The sequence below is a fragment of the Isoptericola sp. NPDC058082 genome (assembly GCF_042885055.1).
GTDB lineage: Bacteria > Actinomycetota > Actinomycetes > Actinomycetales > Cellulomonadaceae > Isoptericola.
Window position 1 is genome coordinate 16,888 of the sequence record NZ_JBHVSQ010000013.1, and the last position, 19,081, is coordinate 35,968.

A 19,081-nucleotide genomic window follows, 5' to 3' on the forward strand; every position below is an offset into this window, starting at 1 on the left:
CCCATGGGCGAAGCGTGCGGTAGCGGCGTGATGTCGCCGTTTGACCCGGGATGGCGTCCGCATCCGGTGAAGAGGGCGTGAGCATTCCCGAACGGGTTTTGTTATCCGATCGTGACATCGTTCCCTGGTACGCATGCCTCGATCCACCCCCCGTCGTTCCGTCGTGGCCGCAGTCGCCGGCGCGCTCGTCACCTCCGCCATGGTGGTGCCGGCCGCGGCCGCTGCGAGCCCCGCCTCCGCGGCCCCCGCGTCCGCCGTCACGCAGTCCGTGCGCACCGCCGCCGGCGGTGGCGGCGTCCGCTGGGTGAAGTGGAACAAGGCCCCCCTGACGAAGACCCCGTCCAGCAGGTCCCGGACCGTCGCCCGGCCCGACGACGGCACGCGGCTCCGCGTCCTCGACCGCGGCACGCACCGCCTCCAGGTGCGCACGCCCGCCGGCAAGGTCGGCTGGGTGTCCAAGAAGGCCGTCACGGCGACCAAGCTCAAGGACGTGTCCGGCACCCGGTACACCAAGGGGAAGGTCACGCTGACCAAGGACATCGGCTCGCGCTCGACGAAGGTCACCAAGGCGCGCCTCGGTACCAAGGTCACCGTCCTGGCCCGCACCACCGGCCGCGACACCAACCGTGTCAAGGTGCGCGTGCCCGGCGGCAGGACGGGCTGGATCTCCACCAGCCGCATCACGAAGCGCAACGTGTGGGGCCAGCTCGCGCGCTGCGAGTCGGGTGGCAACCCGCGCACCAACACGGGCAACGGGTTCTACGGCATGTACCAGTTCACCGGCCGCACCTGGCACGCCGTCGGCGGCAAGGGCCTGCCGCACCGCCACGGCAAGTCCGAGCAGACCAAGCGCGCGCAGATCCTGCAGGACCGCGCCGGCTGGGGGCAGTGGCCGCACTGCACCCGCAAGCTCGGCCTGCGCTGACGGCCCTCACCGCGACGGGGGTCAGCCGGCGAGGACCGCCTGCATCGCGCGGGACAGGTACCAGGGGTCGACGACGGCGGTGAGCTCGCGCGCCGAGTGCATCGACAGGATGGCGGCGCCGACGTCGACCACCCGGATGCCGAGGCGCGTCGCGGTGATCGGCCCGGTCGTGGAGCCGCAGGGCACCGTGTTGTTCGAGACGAACTCCTGGCTGGGCACCCCGGCCGTGGCGCACGCGGCCTGCCAGCGGGCGGCCCCGTGCGCGTCCGTCGCGTAGCGCTGGTTGGCGTTGATCTTGAGGATCGGGCCGCCGCCCGCGTGCGGGTGGTTCGCCGGGTCGTGCCGCTCCGGGTAGTTCGGGTGCACCGCGTGGCCGACGTCGGACGACACGCACAGCGACGCCGCGAACGCCCGTGCCCGCTCGTCCTCCGAGGCGCCCAGCCCGGCCGACACGCGCCGCAGCACGTCCTCCAGGAACGGGCCGGCCGCGCCCGAGCGCGAGCCCGAGCCGATCTCCTCGTGGTCGAACGCCGCGACGACGCCGATCCCCGTGAGGTCCTCCGGCGCGACGCCGAGCAGCGCCGTGATCGCCGCGTGCGTCGAGAGCTGGTTGTCCAGGCGGGGCGACGCCCACAGCGCCTCGCCGATGCCGAACGCGCGCGGGGGCTGCGTCTCGGCCAGGACGACGTCGTAGCCGAGCACGTCGGACGCGGCGATGCTCGCGTCGGCCGCGGCGGCGAGCTCCGCCAGCACGTCGGCCTGCGACACGTCGCCGAGCCCGACGACGGGCTGCGTGTGCCGCTGCTTGTCGAGCGTCAGCCCCTCGTTCGCGGAGCGGTCCAGGTGGATCGCGAGCTGCGGGATGCGCGCGATCGGCCCGGTGCGCACCAGGTGCTCCGTGCCGTCGGAGGTGACGAGGCGACCGGCGAGCTCCACCTCGCGGTCCAGCCACGAGTTGAGCAGCGGGCCGCCGTACACCTCGACGCCGGCCTGCACCCAGCCGTCGCGGCCGGTGGTCGGCTTCGGCTTGAGCTTGAACCCGGTGGAGTCGGTGTGCGTCCCGAGGATGGTGAACGACGTCGTCGCGCCCGCGGTCGGCGGCACCGCGACGGCGATCGCCGAGCCGTCGCGGACCACGACGTAGCGCCCGCCCGGCACGACGTCCCACGCGGCCGTCTCGTCCAGCCGGACGAAGCCGGCGGCCTCGGCGCGCCGGGCCACCTCTCGCGCGGCGTGGTACGACGACGGCGAGGCGGAGACGAACGCCCCCAGGTCCTCGGTGTGGGCGCGGGCGGCTGCGGGGACGACGTCGGGCATGACCGTCATCTTTCCACGTGACCGGAGCGCGCGGCGGGCCGCTCAGTCGCCGCGCGGCCCCAGCCAGCCGTCGACGAGCTGCATCCACCTGCCGTCCCCGTCGACGGTCAGCCGCCACCCCTCGTACCCGTCCGGTCCCGCCGCGCGCATCGTGTCGGACTCGTGCTGCGTGATCGCGCCGGCGCCCACCGCCGCCTGCCAGTCGGCCTCGGCCGAGGGGCAGCCGCCGCCCATGGACATGCGCGGCCAGCCGTACGCGCGCTGGACGCCGTCGTCGCCGACCGGCTCGACGGCGCACACCCGCGTCCCCGACAGCAGCCGCGCGAGGATCGCGTACACGTCCTCCGTCTCCTCCGCCCCCGGCAGCTCGAGGAGCTCGCGCGGCGAGCGCGCGCCCCAGTTCTCGTCGACCCGCCGGGGCGCCTCGGCGAGCTCGATCAGCCGCTCGTCGTCGCACGCACGAGCGGCGTCGAACAGCGAGACCACGGTGACCTGCGTCGCCTCCGGAAGCCCCGCGACGTCCGGGTCCGGCAGGTCGAGCCCGCGGGCCGAGCACTCCGGGCCGCTCGCGTCTGACGTCCCTGCGGGGGCGCGCGCGGTTCCCGCCCCGGCGACCGGGTCCTCGAGCGTGACGGTCACCGGGTCGGACAGGACGAGCTCGACGTCCGTGAGGTCGGGCGACCACAGCTGCACGAACGCGCGCACCTGGTACGTCCCGGCGCCGAGCACGGTCCGGAACTCGTCGGTCGTGACACCGTCCACCGTGCGGGGGTCGGGATCGCAGGTGCTGAGCGGCGTGTCCTCGGCGTCACGTGCGGCGGGCGCGTCGCCCACCTGGTCCATCCCCGGCTCGGTGGTGTCGATACCGACGTCGACGACACGGGCACCCAGCTGCCACAGCAGCGTGGGGGCGCTCACCCGGCGCCCGGCGTCGGCCGCCCGCTCGACCGTCAGCCGGGTGGGTGCGCGCCAGGTCCGGACGGTCTCGGTGCCGTCGGCGCTGGTGTCGTCCTCGAGCGCGGGCTCCCCGAGGAGCTCGAGCCGGCGGCCGTCGGTGTTCACCGGCAGGTCGTCGAACCGCATGCCGCACTCCAGGTCGGTGCCCTCGAGCCACGCCGGCTGGTAGCCCGTCGCGGTGCCCGCAGTCTCGGGCGGGGAGGCGGTCCCCGTGCCCGTGTCCGGGGAGGGTTCGCCCGAGGGCGACGGCGTGGGCGTCGGGCTGGTCGCCGGGCCGGGCAGGGGCTGCGGCGCGTCGGGCAGCAGCGCGGCGCCGCCCAGCGCCAGCCCGGCGGCGACGGTGAGCACGGTGGCGCCGATGCCGGCCTGCTTGGCGGTGCGCCGTCGTCGCACCCGGTGGCGCACCGATCCCAGCGCGTCGTCGAGGCCCGAGGCCGACGCGCCCAGGCCGGCGAGGGCGTCCAGCTCGCGGCGCAGCGCCTCGTCGGTGCGGGCGTCCGCCCAGTCGTCCCGCGCGCGGTTCGTGCTCATCGTCCGGCCCTCCGTCCCGTGGTCGTGGTGGTGGTGCGCCCGGTCCCGTCGTCGGCGACCCGCAGCACGTCGCGCAGCGTCGCCGTCGCGTCGGCGAGGTAGCGCTTGACGGTGCCCTGCGCGAGACCGAGCGCGTCGGCCACCTGCGGCACGGTGAGGTCCTCGAGGTAGCGCAGGACGACGCACGCCCGCTCGCGCGGGGCCAGGCGACCGAGCGCGGCGGCGACGTCCGCACGCGCCGTCGCGCCCGAGGCCGCGCCGCGGGTCCGGTCGGCGGTGGCCACGAGCGGCCGCGCCGCCGCCCAGCGCTTCGTGCGCCGGTGCTCGTCGAGGAAGAGCGTGAGGATCGCGCGCCGCACGTACGCCTCGCTCGTCCCGCCGCCGTCCAGCGGGTGCACGCCCGCGCCGCCCCGCGCCTCCCCGGAGGTGCCGCGGCGCAGCCGCGCGAACACCTTGACGAGCGCGTCCTGCACCAGGTCCTCCGCGAGCCTTTGGTCCCCGCACAGCACGTAGGCGTACCCCACCAGGGCGCGGCCCCGTGCCCGTGCGAGCTCGGCGAGCTCGTCCTCCCAGCGACTCATCGTCGACCCACCAGTCCCTCCCGTGCCGTCGTCACCCGCTTGGACGGCCGGCGGACGGGAAACGTTGGGGCCAGGATTCCACGGTGGTTCGTGACGGCCGTCACATGTGGGTAGACTCCCCGCATCCCGCCGTCAACGGCGACGGCGGGACCTTACCGACGGGCGGTCACCGCCGTCCCGCCGGGTCGAGGAAGCACGTCAAGGAGGACGGATGCTCACGTTCGGTTCCAGCAGCATCACGATCGTCGCGGTCATCGCCGTCATCGGGCTGGCCGCGCTCGTGTGTGCGGCCACCCTGCGGCGGCAGGTGCTCGCCGCCCCCGAGGGCACGCCCGGCATGCAGGAGATCGGGCGGGGCGTCCAGGAGGGGGCCTCCGCCTACCTCAACCGCCAGTTCCGCACGCTGGCCCTGTTCGCGGGTGCGGTCTTCCTGCTGCTCTTCGCGCTGCCCGGCGACGGCGGGGTCCGGGTCGGGCGGTCGATCGCGTTCCTCTTCGGTGCGGCGTTCTCCGCCGCCATCGGGTACCTGGGCATGTGGCTCGCCGTGCGCGCCAACGTGCGGGTGGCCGCAGCCTCGACCCGCCCCGACGGGCGTGCGGAGGGTGCACGGATCGCGTTCCGCACCGGCGGCGTCGTGGGCATGTCCGTGGTGGGGCTCGGGCTGCTGGGGGCGGCGCTCGTCGTGCTCGTGTACCGCACGGAGGCACCGGCCGTGCTGGAGGGCTTCGGCTTCGGCGCCGCGCTGCTGGCCATGTTCATGCGGGTCGGCGGCGGCATCTTCACCAAGGCGGCCGACGTCGGAGCCGACCTGGTCGGCAAGGTCGAGCAGGGCATCCCCGAGGACGACCCGCGCAACGCCGCCACCATCGCGGACAACGTGGGCGACAACGTGGGCGACTGCGCCGGCATGGCCGCCGACCTCTTCGAGTCGTACGCCGTCACCCTGGTCGCCGCCCTCATCCTCGGCAAGGCCGTGATGGGGGAGCAGGGCCTCGTCTTCCCGCTGATCGTCACCGCCGTCGGCGCGTTCGTCGCGCTGCTGGGCGTGCTCGTCACCCGCGTGCGGGGCAGCGAGAACGGCCTCAAGGCCATCAACCGTGGCTTCTACCTGTCCGCCGTCGTCGGGGCCCTGCTGGCCGCGGTCGCCGCGTTCGTCTACCTGCCGTCGTCGTTCGCCGACCTGTCCGGCACCGCCGAGCTCGGCGAGGTCACCGCCGACCCGCGCGTCGTCGCGTCGCTGGCCGTCATCATCGGCGTCGTGCTCGCCGGGATCATCCTGTGGATCACCGGCTACTTCACCGGCACGACGTCGAAGCCGACGCTGCACGTCGCGGCGACGTCGCGCACCGGCGCGGCCACCGTGGTGCTGTCCGGCATCGGGGTGGGCTTCGAGTCCGCCGTCTACACCGCGGGCGTCATCGCCGCCGCGATCTGCGGCGTCTTCCTGCTCGCCGGCGGCTCGCTCTGGCTGTCCCTGTTCCTCGTGGCGCTCGCGGGCTGCGGGCTGCTCACGACCGTCGGCGTCATCGTCGCGATGGACACCTTCGGGCCGGTGAGCGACAACGCGCAGGGCATCGCCGAGATGTCCGGCGACGTCGACGACGAGGCCGCGCAGATCCTCACGGACCTCGACGCGGTGGGCAACACGACCAAGGCGATCACCAAGGGCATCGCTATCGCGACGGCGGTGCTCGCCGCGACCGCGCTCTTCGGCTCGTACGCCGACGCCGTGTCGACGGCGCTGGGCGAGGTCGCGGAGCGGGGCGCAGGCCTGGTCCCGGCGATGCTCAGCTTCGAGATCGTGTCGCCCGTGACGCTCGTGGGCGTGATCCTCGGCGCCGCCACGGTGTTCCTCTTCTCCGGCCTCGCCATCGACGCCGTGACCCGCGCGGCGGGCGCGATCGTCTTCGAGGTGCGCCGCCAGTTCCGCGAGCACCCCGGGATCATGACCTACGAGGAGCGGCCCGAGTACGGCCGCGTCGTGGACATCTGCACCCGCGACTCGCTGCGCGAGCTCGCCACCCCCGGCCTGCTGGCGGCGTTCGCGCCCATCGCGGTCGGGTTCGGGCTCGGGGTCGGGCCGCTGGCCGGGTTCCTCGGGGGCGCGATCGGCGCCGGCGTCCTCATGGCCGTCTTCCTCGCCAACTCGGGCGGCGCCTGGGACAACGCGAAGAAGATCGTCGAGGACGGCGCCTACGGCGGCAAGGGCTCCGAGGCGCACGCCGCCACCGTCATCGGCGACACGGTCGGCGACCCGTTCAAGGACACCGCCGGCCCGGCGATCAACCCGCTCATCAAGGTGATGAACCTCGTGTCGGTGCTCATCGCGCCTGCCGTGGTGATGCTGAGCGTGCCGGCCGACGCGAACCAGGCGGTGCGCATCGTCATCGCCGTCGTCGCGGCGGGCATCGCCTTCGGCGCCGTCATCATGTCCCGCCTCCGCGCGGCGCGCGTGGACCGCGAGCAGGCGGACGAGACGGCGAGCGTCCCCGCGACGTAGCGGCCCGGTGGCCGAGCCTGTCGAGACCCGCGGCAGGGTCTCGACAGGCTCGACAGGCTCGACAGGCTCGACCGGCGGCCGGGGTCACTGGCCGGTGCGGCCGTCGATGCACTCGCGCAGCAGGTCGGCGTGCCCGGCGTGGCGGGCGTACTCCTCGACGAGGTGCTCGAGGATGTCGCGCACCGTCGAGCTGGTGCCGTCGAACGGCACGACCCGCCCCATGTCCGCGTCGGTCTGGGTGGCGAGCCACGCGTCGGCGGCCGCCGTCTCGCGCCGCCAGGAGGTCCACGCCTCCGCGACGATCTCAGGGTCCGCGACCGCGCCGTCGAAGTCCCAGTCCGGGCCGCCGTCGGCGACGTAGAGCTTCGGCAGGTCCATCGCGCCCTGCAGGACGCGGCGGGACCAGGAATGCTCCACCTTGGCCAGGTGGCGCACCAGCCCCAGCAGCGACAGGGTCGACGGCGGCACGGAGCGGCGGGCGAGCTGCTCGGCGTCGAGCCCTTCGCACTTCATCTCGATCGTGGCGCGGTAGGACCGCAGGTAGGACCAGTGGGTCTCCAGCTCGCCGACCGGGTCGGCCCACTGCTGGCGGGGGTCGTCCTCGGGGTCCACCCACAGGTCGGGGAACCGGCGTGCCTCGGGCGTCGTCGCGGGATCTGTCATGGCGACATCCGACTCCCCCCGACGACGCGCACGCAAGGGGATAGTCCCCGGTCGGTCGTCGTTCCCCGTGAACGTCGTGTTTCCGGCCGTGCCGAAGCTCCCGGGTCGCGACATGCTGGGCCGGGGACGGCGCTCGGCGCCGGCCCCTGGCGGGACGACGGAGTCCACGCCGCCGACGAGAAGAAGGAGACCCATGAAGCTCCCACGCACCGTCGCGGTGCTCGGCACCCTCACCCTCCTGGCGACGACGTTCGTGAGCGCCGCGGCCGCCGACGACCGGCGGGACCGCCCGGGCCGCGGGCCCGAGCGGGACGCACCTGCCGCCGGCGCGGCGTCGTTCGCCGAGCTGGCGCGCACGGCACAACGCTCCGGGCCCGGCCACGGCGGCGGGACGACCGGCGGCGCGATCGACATGCCCCGCGCCTACCCGTCCCAGCCCGACCTCACCGTGTACCCGCCGGCGGACGACGACGCGACCGACCTCAACGGCACGATCAGCTACGCCGAGATCGCCCCGCGGCTGACGGCCCTCATGGACTCGAGCGACCGGGTCTCGACCCAGGTGGTGGGTCGGTCCACGGCGGGCCGCGACCTGTACCTGGTGACCGTGACGGCGCCGGAGTCCCGCCGCGAGACCGCGCGGCAGACCGGGTGGCGGGAGGAGATCCGCACGTCCCCGGAGCGGGCCGCGGCCGACCGCCGCCTCGCCGAGGGCTACAAGACGCCGCTGTGGATCAGCGCCAACATCCACGGCAACGAGTGGGAGGGCACCGACGCCGCGATGCAGGTCATCGACGAGCTGGCGACGTCCGACGACCCGGCCACCGCGGCCCTGCTCGAGGACCACCGGCTGTACTTCTCGCTGACGCTCAACCCCGACGGGCGCACCCTGGGCACCCGGGCCACGAGCCTGAGCCTCGACGCGAACCGCGACATGATCACCGGGGCGACGCCGGAGTCGCGGTCGTTCGTCGCGACCGCGCAGGCGCTGCAGCCGCTCTACGCGGCCGACTTCCACGGCTACACCGACGTGCTGCAGGTGGAGCCGTGCGGGCCGCCGCACGGCGAGAACTACGAGTACGACCTGTTCATCCCCCATGGGTACGCGATCGCGCGCCAGGTGGAGGACGACGTGGTCGCCGCGCAGATCCCCGGGAACACCTACTACGACCCGGCCACGGACGAGGCGGTCGACGAGAACACCGGCTTCATCAAGATCCCCTACCGCGACACCCCGTCCGGATGGGACGACTACCCGCCGATCTTCACCGCGCAGTACGCCGCGTTCCACGGCGCCACGACCAGCACCGTCGAGCTGCCGAAGGGCCGCACCGGCCCGGCCACCACGCCCGAGGACGCCGTGATCAACACGGCGGTGGCGAAGCAGACGATGACCTCGATGATCGACTACGTGGCCGGGCACCACGACGCCATGCTGGACGACCAGATCGAGGCGTTCCGCCGGGGCGTCGCGGGGGAGCCGAAGGACGCGCTGACGGTCGACGACGTGGCGGCCGTGCCCGGGCCGGACGAGTGGAAGCAGCACTGGGACGTGGTCGACGACCAGGACCCGGTCGACCTGCCGCGCGCCTACGTGATCCCGGTCGGCGACGGGCAGCGGTCTGCCGCCGACGCCGAGGCGCTGGTGGACCAGCTCCTGTTCCACGGCATCGAGGTCGGGACGCTGACGCGCGCCACCCGCGTCGGCGGCACCACCTACCCGCGCGGCTCGTTCGTCGTCGACCTGCACCAGCCGCTGCGCGGCCTGGCGAACGCCCTGCTCGACCTCGGCACCGACATCTCGGCGAAGGTGCCGTCGATGTACGACATCTCGGCGTGGAGCCTGTCGTCCCTGTGGGGCGCGACGGTCGACAGCGTCGGGTCGACCACGGACCGTCCGGTCGGGAAGGTCGTCCCGCTGCGCGGCGAGCCGTCGGACGCCCGCGTGCCGCACGGGGCGCGGCACGTCGCGTTCGACGTCGCGGGCGTCGAGGACTACCGCGCCCTCAACGCGCTGCTCGAGGAGGACGTCCCGGTCTGGCTCCTAGACGACGGGCGCGCCGTCGTCGGGCGCGGGGACGGCCGGACCGTCCGGGAGGTCGCGCGCGAGCACGACGTCCCGTTCGAGGCCGCGACGCGGCAGGAGCTGCGCCGTCTCGACGAGGCGGCGGAGCTCGACGACCTCACGGTCGCGTACGCGGGCAGCCAGGACGACCTGCTGTCCCTGACCGAGCTCGGCTTCGACGACCTGGTCCGGGTCACCGCGGCCGGCATCGAGGCCGGCGCGGCGACCGGGACGACGGGCCTCGAGGACGCCGACGTGCTCTGGGTCGGGTCGTCGCTGACGCTGCCCGCCGGCAGCGCCGGCCGGGAGGCGGTGCAGGGCTGGGTGGACGACGGCGGCTCGGTCGTGGGTCGCACGGCGGCCGCGTTCGCCGTGGCCGAGACGTACGGGCTCGTGGAGGGCTCGGCCGTCACGGGCAACCGGTCGGGCAACGGGATCGTCGACGTCGACACCGCGCGCTCGTCGTTCCTGTCCGCGCACCCCCAGGACCAGGCGTTCGTCTATCCGGCGACCTGGTTCACCGACCTGGGCGAGGGCACCACGGCCGAGCAGTCCTACGACGTGGACCGGCCGTTCCTCGCCGGGCACTGGACGCCGTCCGGCGCGGGGTCGGACGGCCCCGACGCGGCGGCAGGGCACGCCGCGGTGGTCTCGGGCGAGGCGGAGTCGGGCGCGCGGGCCGTCGTGTTCGGCACGTCGGTGTTCTTCCGCACCCACCCGAAGGGCGGCCTGGGCCAGGCGGCGCAGGCCCTCTTCTGGGCCACCTCGGACGCCTGACCAGGCGTTCGACCTGCCCTGCCGCAGGATCAGGACGCGCGCCCGCGGCGCAGCACGCCGGCCGTGACCCCCGCGCCGACCCCCACGGCCGCGGCGGCCCCGAACGCCCACCAGAGCCGGGTGCGCAGCGGCACCAGCAGCGCGTCGACGGTGTCGTCGAGCACCTGGCGTCCCGCTGCGCCGACGTCGAGCCCGGCGAAGACCGCCTGCACGGCCTCCGGCAGCAGCACGAGGAGCACGAGCATCGCGACGGCGGTCAGCACCCCGGTCACCGCGACCGTGCGCAGGCGTCGTCCGGGCCGGGCGACGAGGGCGGCCAGGACGGCGAGCAGCACCGTCGCCGGCAGCGCCCACGGGGTCCACCGGTCCAGCACGGCGACGGCCGACTGGGCGGTGGCGAGGTCGTCGGACGCGTACAGGACGACGTCGGCGCCGGTCGTCGCGAAGCCTTCGGGGACGGGCAGCCCGCGGTCGCGCAGCGCCTGCGCGACCGCCTCCAGGAACGGGTCGAGGGGGAGGGTCACCACGCCGTCGGCGGCGTCGACGACGTCGCTCTCGTCGCGCAGCACCGCCACCGTCGCGGCGTGCCCCTGCCGGCTGGCCTCCTCCCAGGCGGGCGGGAAGGTGTCCGAGCGCACGAAGACGTCGGCCACCTCGCCGATCACCGGGCGCAGCGCCCCGGCGAGCACCCCCGAGTCGATCTGGCCGACCACGGTGCCGGTCAGCGCCTCGGCCACCGCGTCCTGCGTGGTGATCTCGTCCGCCAGCGGCGCCGTCGCCGCGACGTACGCGTCCGTGTCCAGCAGGGTGCCCTCGACGTACCGCGCGGGCACGGTGACCACCGCCGCCAGCACCGCGAGCAGGACCAGGACGCCGCTGAGGAAGCTCCGCACACCCGCCATGGTCGGCACGCTACGCGGCCGCGCGGGGTCGGGGCGCGGGGTGGGGCGCGGGGCTAGAGCCCCGTGCGCCCGTCGATGCACTCGCGCAGCAGGTCCACGTGGCCCATGTGCCGGGCGTACTCCTCGAGCACGTGAAGCAGCACGTCGCGGGCCTCGACGGTACCGCCGTCGTAGGGCACCTCGCGGCTCAGGTCCTCGCCGGCGAAGCAGTCGTCCGCGGCCTCGACGGCGCGGTGCCAGGCGTCCCACGCCTCGTCGACGCAGGTCGCGTCCGGGAGGGCGCCGTCGAAGTCGACGTCGGGGTAGCCGGGCAGCTCGAACGGGCCGCGCTCGTCGAGGCCCTCCAGCACCCGCCGGAACCAGTGGTGCTCGACGTTCGCGAGGTGCCGGACGAGCCCGAGCAGCGAGAGCGTCGACGGCGGCACGGCACGGCGCGCGAGCTGCGAGGCGTCGAGGCCCTCGCACTTCATGACCAGCGTCATGCGGTAGCGGCAGAGGTATTCCCAGAGGGTCTCCTTCTCGCCGACCGGGTCGACGCCCGTCGCTCGCGGGTCATTCTCGGGATGCACCCACAGGCCGGGCGTGGTGGAGGTCACGCGCGTAATCTGGCCGAACGCCCGCCACGGGTCAAGCCGCATGCTCCCACCTGCGGCGACGTTCCGGCGTCGTGCGCTCTCCCGGTAGCCTTCGGCAGCATGAGGGCCAGCACGAGACGCGCCGGTGGCGCCTCGCGCGGCGTGGTCGGTCGCCTGAGGCGACCGGTGCCGGGGATCTGGCGTCGCCGCTCGTCGTTCGCGGCCGCCGGCGCCGTCGCGCTGCTCCTGGGCATGGGGGTCGGGGTGGCGTCCGGCTTCGTGGCGGACGCCGGCGCCCCCGCCGAGGCGGTCCTCGCGGCCGGCCCGCCCGACGAGTGCCCGGTGGTGCAGGCCGCGTGGTCGCGGTCGGCGTCCCTCCAGGTCGAGATGACGGCCGACGACCCGGCCACCCTGCGGCGCGGCTTCGTGGGTGCCCGCGACGCCCTCGCCGAGGTCCGTCCGCCCACGGAGGTGCGTGACGACTGGCTCACCGTGGCGACCTACGTCGGCGCGGTCGCCGACGAGATCGAGGCGGCCGGCGAGGGCGAGGTCGCGACCGCCGTCGCCGAGGCCCTGGCGGAGCTCGACACCCTGGCGATGACGGCGGCGTCGAACCGCGTCACGACCTTCCTCAAGGACGATTGCGGCGCGACCGACGCGCCTGACGAGACCCCGGACGACACGTCGGACGACACCCCGGACGACGCGCCCGCCGACTGAGCGGAGATTTCCGCGCGCGCGGGCGGTGACGCACCATAGGGGGATGCGCCGCGCCCGCCTCCTGCCCCGCCACCTCCCGGTCGTCGTCGTGGGGATGCTCGTGACCGGGGCCGCGCTGGCCGGCTGCGGACAGTCCGACGGCGGCGAGGAGCCGGTCGCGGAGCCCGCCCCGGCGGTCTCGATCCCCGGCGACCTCGCGATGGGCGTCGAGGGCGAGCCGAGCCGGTCGAAGGACGCGGCGTCGGACCCGGAGGCGTCGCCCGACCCGAGCGCGGACGCGACGGACGGCGAGGGCCTCGACCGCGAGACGTGCGCCGGGCTGCAGCAGGCCTGGTCCACGACCAACCGCGCGCTCGTCGACCTCAGCCCGGAGCACCCGCGCGCGCTGGTGCAGAGCTTCCGCACCGCGGACACCGCGATGGCAGACGCCGAGCCGCCGGAGGGCGTGGCGGAGCCCTGGGGCGCGATGGCGGACTACCTCGACAGCGCCGTCACGGCGTTCGAGGGCGTCGACGCGGACGACGCGAACGCCGTGAGCTCCGCGATGGCCGGCGCGATCACCGCGGACGACACGGCCGACGCCACGACGGCCGCCAAGGACATCACCACGTTCCTGTCGACCGAGTGCGCGGGCCGATGACGACGGACGGCCTCGCCCCGACGCCTGCCTCCACGACTGTCTCGGCGCCCGTGCCCGGCGCGGCGGGGCACGCCGGGTCCCTGGTCGACGCGCTGCGGTCGGACCTGACGGCGGCGGGCTACACCGTCGACGGCGTCGGCGAGGCGCTGGGCGAGGTCGCGTCCGCGGCGCTGCACCGCGAGCAGACCGTGCCGGCCCGCCGCGCGCTCGCGGACGTCGGGCCCGCGCACGAGCCACGCGCCGTGCTCGCCCGGCTGTTCCTGCTGGCCGACGAGGTGCCGCGCGGGGCGCTCGACCGGGCGCTGCCCGGCCTCGGCACCGCCGGTGCCGCCCACCTGGGGCTGGTGGCCGCGGCGGGTGAGGGTGACGACGACGCCGTGCGCGCCGTCGTCGACCTGCGCCCGTACGCCGCCGTCGACGCGGGCGGGGAGGCGTCGTGGTGGCTGGCGAGCGACCTCGCCGAGCTGGCCACGGGCGGTCGGCTCGCGACGGACCACGTGCTGGGCGCCGGCGGCGCGTCCACGACGCTCGCCCAGGTCACGGCGCGCACGCCGGTGGGCCGCGTGCTCGACCTGGGCACGGGCTGCGGCATCCAGGCGCTGCACGCCGCGCGGCACGCCCGGCACGTCGTGGCGACCGACCTGTCCCGGCGCGCGCTGGGCTTCGCCCGGTTCAACCTCGCGCTCAACACCCCGGCGGCGGGGGTCGACGTCGCGCTGCGGCACGGGTCGATGCTGGACCCGGTGGCGGGGGAGAGCTTCGACCTGGTCGTCTCCAACCCGCCGTTCGTCATCACCCCGCACGCCGGCGCGGCGGGCGCCGCGGTGGCGGAGGCGCTGGGCGACTACGAGTACCGCGACGGCGGCCGCTCGGGCGACGACCTGGTGCGGGACCTGGTGCGTGACGTCGGCGGCGTGCTCGCGCCCGGCGGTGTCGCGCAGCTGCTGGGCAACTGGGAGCACCGGCGCGGCGAGCCGTGGGACGAGCGCGTGGGCGCGTGGCTCGACGCCGCCGGCCTGGACGGCTGGGTGATCCAGCGCGAGGTGCTCGACCCGGCGGAGTACGCCGAGACGTGGATCCGCGACGGCGGCACCACCCCGGAGCGCGAGCCGGGCGCCTGGGCCGCCGCGTACGGCGCGTGGCTGGACGACTTCGCGTCCCGCGGCGTGGAGGCCGTGGGCTTCGGGATCGTCACCCTCCGCCGGCCCACGGGCGGCGCGCGGCCGACGCTGCGCCGCCTCGAGGAGCACACCGGCTCCGTGCACCAGCCGCTCGGCGCGCACGTCGCGGCGTCGCTCGCGGCGCACGACTGGCTCGAGGCGCGCGACGACGCGGCGCTCGCCGGCGCCCACCTCGTGGTCGCGGACGACGTCACCGAGGAGCGGTTCCACACGCCCGGGCAGGCGGACCCGAACGTCGTCGTGATCCGGCAGGGCGACGGACTGGGGCGCGGGGTGCACGCCTCCACCGGCCTCGCGGCGTTCGTCGGGGTGTGCGACGGCGAGCTCGCCGTCGGGCAGATCGTCGGGGCGCTGGGCGCGCTGCTCGACGTCCCCGCCGACGACCTGCGGGCCGAGCTGTTCCCCGCCGTCCGCGGCCTGGTGCGCGACGGCTTCCTCCGCCCCGCTGACTGACGGCGCCGCCCGGGGGCCTGCCGGGCGTGGGCCGTGCCACATGGGGAGAACTCCCCGTCGCGCCGGGGCGCAGGAGCGGCGCCCGTCGGTCACGATGGTCCCCATGCGCAACCGACTGACGATGACCCGTGCCACCGCCGTGGCCGCCGCCGCCCTGCTCTCCCTCGGCCTCGCCGCCTGCGGCGGCTCCGGCGACTCGGGGTCCGGCTCCGGCGAGGGAACGCCCGCCGCCGAGGAGCAGGCGCCCGAGGAGAGCCCGGCCGAGGAGAGCCCGGCCGAGGAGAGCCCGGCCGAGGAGGAGGCCCCGGCCGACGAGGCGGCCGGCGGCGACGTGTGCGGCGCCGTCCAGGCCCTCACCGAGGCGTCCTCCGCGATGGGCGACGTCGACCCGTCCGACCTGCAGCCCACGGTCGACAAGCTCGAGGACCTCACCACCACGCTCGAGAGCGTCGGCGAGCCGCCCGCGGAGATCGCCGACGACTGGGAGGCGCTGACCACGTCGTTCCGCACCGCGACGGACGGCCTGAGCGCCGCGGCCGAGGACCCCACCGACGCCGAGGCGATGACGAAGCTGCAGGACGCCATGTCCGCCATGACCGGCTCGGAGTTCCAGGAGGCCGCGCAGGCCGTCGGCACGTACGCCGGGACGAACTGCTGACACGCGAGGAATCGTCGGTGCTGGATCGATCCTCGAACCGGCCGTCTGAGGATCGATCCAGCACGCTCGCTGCGTGGCGGGGGCGTCAGCCGATGACGACGGCCGCCTCCGGGCGCCGGTACAGGCGCTGCCGGTCGCGCATCGCGAGGCCGGTGCCGAGCGTGATGGGCCCGAGCCGGCCGAGGAACATCAGGGCCACGAGCACGAGCTGGTGCCAGGGCTGCATGTCCGCGGTGATGCCGGTGGACAGGCCGGTGGTGCTGAACGCGGAGACCACCTCGTACAGCACCTGGTCCAGGGTGAACAGGCTGGTGGACAGCGTGATCGCGAGGGTGGGCAGCACCACGGCGGCGACGCCGACGAGCGCGACGGTGAGCGCCTGCCGCTGGGTGCTCGGTGTCAGGCGCCGGTCCCAGAGCGTGGCGTCGGGGTCGCCCCGCAGCTCCGACCAGATCGCGACGGCGAGGACGGCGAACGTCGTCACCTTGATGCCGCCGGCGGTGCCGCCCGACCCGGCGCCGATGAACATCAGCATGTCGGTGAAGAACCACGTGCCGTTGTTGGTCTGCGACAGGTCCACGGAGTTGAAGCCCGCGGTGCGGGGCATCACCGCCTGCGTGAACGCGGCCAGCACCTTCGCGGGCGGGTCGAGGGGCCCGAACGTGCCGGGGTTGCGCCACTCGGCCGCGAGGAAGAACACCGTGCCCACCACGAGCAGCACCACCGTCATCAGCACGGTGAGCCGCGTGTGCACGCTCCAGCGCGACAGGCGCTGCAGATCGGTCGGCCCGTCCTCGGTCCTGCGAGTGCGGTGCAGGCGCCACAGCTCCAGCAGCACCGGGAAGCCGAGGCCGCCGATGATGATCGCCGCGCAGATCGGCAGGCACACCCACGGGTCGGCGACGAACGGCACGAGGTTCTGGCTGTAGATCGAGAAGCCCGCGTTGTTGAACGCGGACACCGCGTGGAACACGCCGGACCAGACGGCGTGGCCGAGCGGTTCGTCGTAGGCGGCGGCGAACCGCGCCGTGAGCAGCGCGGCCACCACCAGCTCGGTGACGACGGTGAACCGCAGCACGCCGAGCAGCACGCGCCGGACGTCGCCCATCCCGACCGAGCGGGTCGACTCGGTCGCCACCAGGCGGGTGCTGAGCCCCAGGCGGCGGGTCAGCAGCAGGCCGAGCAGCGACGCGAGGGTCATGACGCCGAAGCCGCCCACCTGGATGAGCAGCAGGATCACGACCTGCCCGAACGGCGTCCAGAACGTCTCGGTGTCCACGACGGCGAGCCCGGTCACGCAGGTCGCGGAGGTGGCGGTGAACAGGGCCTCGACGAAGCTTGCGGTGCGCCCCGTGGCGCTGATCGGCAGGCTCAGCAGGAACGTTCCGGCCGCGATCGTCGCGAGGAACGCGAGGGTGACCACCTGCGCCGGACGACGGCGCAGGCTCGCGGGCGAGGCGGGGGACGTCGCGGGCACCCGGTGCGGGCGCAGCCACGGGATCGGGTGCACGAAGGATCAGTGTGCACCCGGCGGCGGGCTGGACGCGCCCTGGCCGCGGGCTGGTCACCCCCGTAGCGTGTGGTGCGCCGGGCAACCGTCCGGTACCTGACGGAAGGGATTCTCCGATGAGACGCACGACCTTCAGGACGATGGCCGCCACGGCTGCCGGGCTCACGCTCGCGGCGACCGCGGCGACGGCCCAGGCCGCCGGTCCGGACCCCGACGACGACGTCGCGGGCGCGGACCGATATCCGGCCGGGCTCCTGCGGGCCATGACGGACGACCTCGGCGTGTCGAAGGAGCGCGCCGTCGAACGGCTGGACTTCCAGGACGACGCCGCGGCCGCGCAGGAGCGGCTGCGGGAGAAGCTCGGTGACGACTTCGCCGGCGCGTGGCTCGACCCCGAGCTCGACCGGCTGTTCGTCGCCACGACGGGCGACGCGGGCGGTGCCGTCGAGGCCGCCGTGCGTGCGGCGGGCGGTCGGGCGGTGGACGCCCGGTACTCGCTGGACCAGCTCGAGGGCTGGGCCGCGGACCTGGGCGACGATGCCGCCGCGGCCGCCGGCGTGACCGGCTGGCACGTGGACGTGCAGGACAACACCCTCGTGGTCGAGACGCTGGCAGGGGCGGACGCCCGGGCGGACGTCGACGACGCGCTGGCCGCGGCGGGCGTGCCGAGCGGCGCCGCCACGGTGCGCACGACCGCCGAGCGGCCACGGGTGCTCGACGACGTCGTCGGGGGCAACGCGTACTACATCAACGGGGCGTCGCGCTGCTCGGTGGGCTTCGCCGTCACGGACGGCTTCGTCACCGCGGGGCACTGCGGCTCCGCGGGCGACCCGACGTCGCAGCCCACGGGCACGTTCGCCGGGTCGAGCTTCCCCGGCGACGACTACGGGTACGTCCAGGTGGGGCTCGGAAGCACGCCGGTCGGTGCCGTAAACGACTGGGCGGGCGGCCAGGTCGCCGTCGCGGGCGCCGAGCCGGCGCCGGTGGGGGCCCAGGTGTGCCGCTCCGGCTCGACGTCGGGCTGGCACTGCGGCACGGTCGAGGCGCTCGACGTCTCGGTCTCCTACGCCGAGGGCACGGTCGACGGGCTCATCCGCACCGACGTGTGCGCGGAGCCGGGCGACTCCGGCGGCTCGCTGCTGGCGGGCGACCAGGCGCAGGGCGTCACGTCCGGCGGTTCCGGGGACTGCACGTCCGGCGGCACGACGTTCTTCCAGCCGGTGGGCGAGATCCTCGACGCCTACGACCTCACCCTGGTGACCGGCTGACCGCCGGGAGGTAGTCCAGAGATCCGCGAGGTAGCTCGGAAGACCCGCGAGGTAGCTCACAGGTCGGCCCGGTGGCGCTCCACCGTGGCCCGACGAGCTACCTCGCGGTTCTTCGAGCTACCTCGCGGTCTTCCGAGCTACCTCGCGGATCTCTGGACTACCTCGCGGGGACGACGCGCGGGGCGTCCGGCCCGGCGAGGACGGCGGCGAGGATCGCCTCGATCGCGAACGCGGTCTCCTCCGCGAGGTCGACGGCGTCCGGGTCCAGGAGCCACTGCACCTGGAGGCCGTCCATGACGCCGATGACGGCGCTGGCGGCGCTGCGGGCGCGTGCCTCCTCGAGCGCCACGCCGCGCTCCTGCGCCACCTGCCGCAGCGCCGTGGTGATCTCGCCGCGCAGCACCGTGAAGCGCTCGGTGACCCAGGCGGCCGCCGGATGGCCGTCGGTGACGGACTCGCCCGTGAGCACCGAGTAGGCCTGCACGATGCCGCGCCGGTCGGCGTTGATCCGCGCGGTCGTCATGAGGTGGCGGAACAGGTCGAGTCCGCCGGGGATGTGCTGCCCCTCGAGGTGCTCGACGTCGACCCGGTCGCGGTACTCCAGCACGGCCCACAGCAGCTTGTCCTTGCTGCCGAAGTGGTGCAGCACGCCCGCGTGCGTGATGCCCACCTGCTCGGCGACGTCGACCAGCGACCCCGCGTGATAGCCCTTCGAGCCGAACACGCGCGTCGCCGCGCCGAGGATCTCCTCGCGCCGCTCGGCCTTCGAGGGGCGGGTCCGTCGCGGGGTGCTGCCGTCTGCCATGGCGTCACCATACTGTGACCTTCGTCTACTTACTTACCTGTCAGTAACTGTGC

General features: G+C 74.8%; 16 protein-coding genes. 8 read left to right on the forward strand and 8 right to left on the reverse strand.

What is annotated here, in order from left to right:
- Nucleotides 1-133: 133 nt before the first annotated feature.
- Nucleotides 134-925 carry a transglycosylase family protein gene (locus tag ACFVS0_RS16285; RefSeq protein WP_430564460.1) on the forward strand — a complete coding sequence of 264 codons (792 nt, stop codon included), beginning with the start codon at nt 134-136 and terminating at the stop codon, nt 923-925.
- Nucleotides 926-946: 21 nt separating this feature from the next.
- Here the strand turns inward: ACFVS0_RS16285 and ACFVS0_RS16290 are convergent, their stop codons facing one another.
- Genes ACFVS0_RS16290 through ACFVS0_RS16300 form a run of 3 tightly spaced genes read right to left on the reverse strand, consistent with a single transcriptional unit; the run spans nt 947 to nt 4,311 of the window.
- A complete protein-coding gene (locus tag ACFVS0_RS16290; protein WP_430588540.1) occupies nt 947-2,242 on the reverse strand; it encodes a M18 family aminopeptidase in 1,296 nt (431 codons plus the stop codon).
- A 42-nt stretch (nt 2,243-2,284) separates the two neighbouring features.
- Nucleotides 2,285-3,730 carry a hypothetical protein gene (locus tag ACFVS0_RS16295; protein WP_430588541.1) on the reverse strand — a complete coding sequence of 482 codons (1,446 nt, stop codon included), beginning with the start codon at nt 3,728-3,730 and terminating at the stop codon, nt 2,285-2,287.
- Nucleotides 3,727-4,311 (reverse strand): sigma-70 family RNA polymerase sigma factor, encoded by a 585-nt coding sequence (locus ACFVS0_RS16300; RefSeq protein ID WP_430552390.1) that lies wholly within the window; start codon nt 4,309-4,311, stop codon nt 3,727-3,729. The genes ACFVS0_RS16295 and ACFVS0_RS16300 overlap by 4 nt, the downstream gene beginning before the upstream one ends.
- A 211-nt stretch (nt 4,312-4,522) precedes the next feature.
- On the opposite strand from ACFVS0_RS16300, the gene ACFVS0_RS16305 reads away from it, so the two are divergent.
- Nucleotides 4,523-6,811 (forward strand): sodium-translocating pyrophosphatase, encoded by a 2,289-nt coding sequence (locus ACFVS0_RS16305; RefSeq protein ID WP_430585829.1) that lies wholly within the window; start codon nt 4,523-4,525, stop codon nt 6,809-6,811.
- Nucleotides 6,812-6,895: 84 nt separating this feature from the next.
- On the opposite strand, the gene ACFVS0_RS16310 is transcribed toward ACFVS0_RS16305, so the two are convergent.
- Nucleotides 6,896-7,474: a DinB family protein gene (locus tag ACFVS0_RS16310; RefSeq protein WP_430564465.1), complete on the reverse strand. Its 579-nt coding sequence runs from the start codon at nt 7,472-7,474 to the stop codon at nt 6,896-6,898.
- A 193-nt stretch (nt 7,475-7,667) separates the two neighbouring features.
- Between ACFVS0_RS16310 and ACFVS0_RS16315 the strand changes: the two genes are divergently transcribed.
- The gene (locus ACFVS0_RS16315) at nt 7,668-10,316 is read left to right on the forward strand and encodes a M14 family zinc carboxypeptidase (RefSeq protein WP_430588542.1); all 2,649 of its coding nucleotides are present in this window, start codon (nt 7,668-7,670) and stop codon (nt 10,314-10,316) included.
- Between the two features lie 29 nt (nt 10,317-10,345).
- Here the strand turns inward: ACFVS0_RS16315 and ACFVS0_RS16320 are convergent, their stop codons facing one another.
- Nucleotides 10,346-11,218 (reverse strand): hypothetical protein, encoded by an 873-nt coding sequence (locus tag ACFVS0_RS16320; protein WP_430588543.1) that lies wholly within the window; start codon nt 11,216-11,218, stop codon nt 10,346-10,348.
- A 53-nt stretch (nt 11,219-11,271) separates the two neighbouring features.
- The gene (locus ACFVS0_RS16325; RefSeq protein ID WP_430564468.1) at nt 11,272-11,814 is read right to left on the reverse strand and encodes a DinB family protein; all 543 of its coding nucleotides are present in this window, start codon (nt 11,812-11,814) and stop codon (nt 11,272-11,274) included.
- Between the two features lie 99 nt (nt 11,815-11,913).
- On the opposite strand from ACFVS0_RS16325, the gene ACFVS0_RS16330 reads away from it, so the two are divergent.
- From ACFVS0_RS16330 to ACFVS0_RS16345, 4 genes are all read left to right on the forward strand, one after another.
- The gene (locus ACFVS0_RS16330; protein ID WP_430588544.1) at nt 11,914-12,513 is read left to right on the forward strand and encodes a hypothetical protein; all 600 of its coding nucleotides are present in this window, start codon (nt 11,914-11,916) and stop codon (nt 12,511-12,513) included.
- Nucleotides 12,514-12,556: 43 nt separating this feature from the next.
- A complete protein-coding gene (locus ACFVS0_RS16335) occupies nt 12,557-13,153 on the forward strand; it encodes a hypothetical protein (RefSeq protein ID WP_430552397.1) in 597 nt (198 codons plus the stop codon).
- Complete coding sequence (locus ACFVS0_RS16340; RefSeq protein ID WP_430588545.1) at nt 13,150-14,787, forward strand: methyltransferase; 1,638 nt, start codon at nt 13,150-13,152, stop codon at nt 14,785-14,787. Before ACFVS0_RS16335 ends, ACFVS0_RS16340 begins: the two co-directional genes overlap by 4 nt.
- A 103-nt stretch (nt 14,788-14,890) precedes the next feature.
- Entirely contained in the window at nt 14,891-15,445 is a 555-nt protein-coding gene (locus ACFVS0_RS16345) for a hypothetical protein (protein ID WP_430588546.1), read from the forward strand.
- A gap of 85 nt (nt 15,446-15,530) precedes the next feature.
- Here the strand turns inward: ACFVS0_RS16345 and ACFVS0_RS16350 are convergent, their stop codons facing one another.
- Nucleotides 15,531-16,955 (reverse strand): TrkH family potassium uptake protein, encoded by a 1,425-nt coding sequence (locus ACFVS0_RS16350; protein WP_430588547.1) that lies wholly within the window; start codon nt 16,953-16,955, stop codon nt 15,531-15,533.
- Nucleotides 16,956-17,071: 116 nt separating this feature from the next.
- Here ACFVS0_RS16350 and ACFVS0_RS16355 point away from each other — a divergent pair, with 116 nt between their 5' ends.
- Nucleotides 17,072-18,223: a S1 family peptidase gene (locus tag ACFVS0_RS16355; RefSeq protein WP_430552401.1), complete on the forward strand. Its 1,152-nt coding sequence runs from the start codon at nt 17,072-17,074 to the stop codon at nt 18,221-18,223.
- A gap of 157 nt (nt 18,224-18,380) precedes the next feature.
- On the opposite strand, the gene ACFVS0_RS16360 is transcribed toward ACFVS0_RS16355, so the two are convergent.
- Nucleotides 18,381-19,028, reverse strand: a complete 648-nt coding sequence (locus tag ACFVS0_RS16360; protein ID WP_430552402.1) for a TetR/AcrR family transcriptional regulator — start codon at nt 19,026-19,028, stop codon at nt 18,381-18,383.
- Between the last annotated feature and the right edge of the window lie 53 nt (nt 19,029-19,081).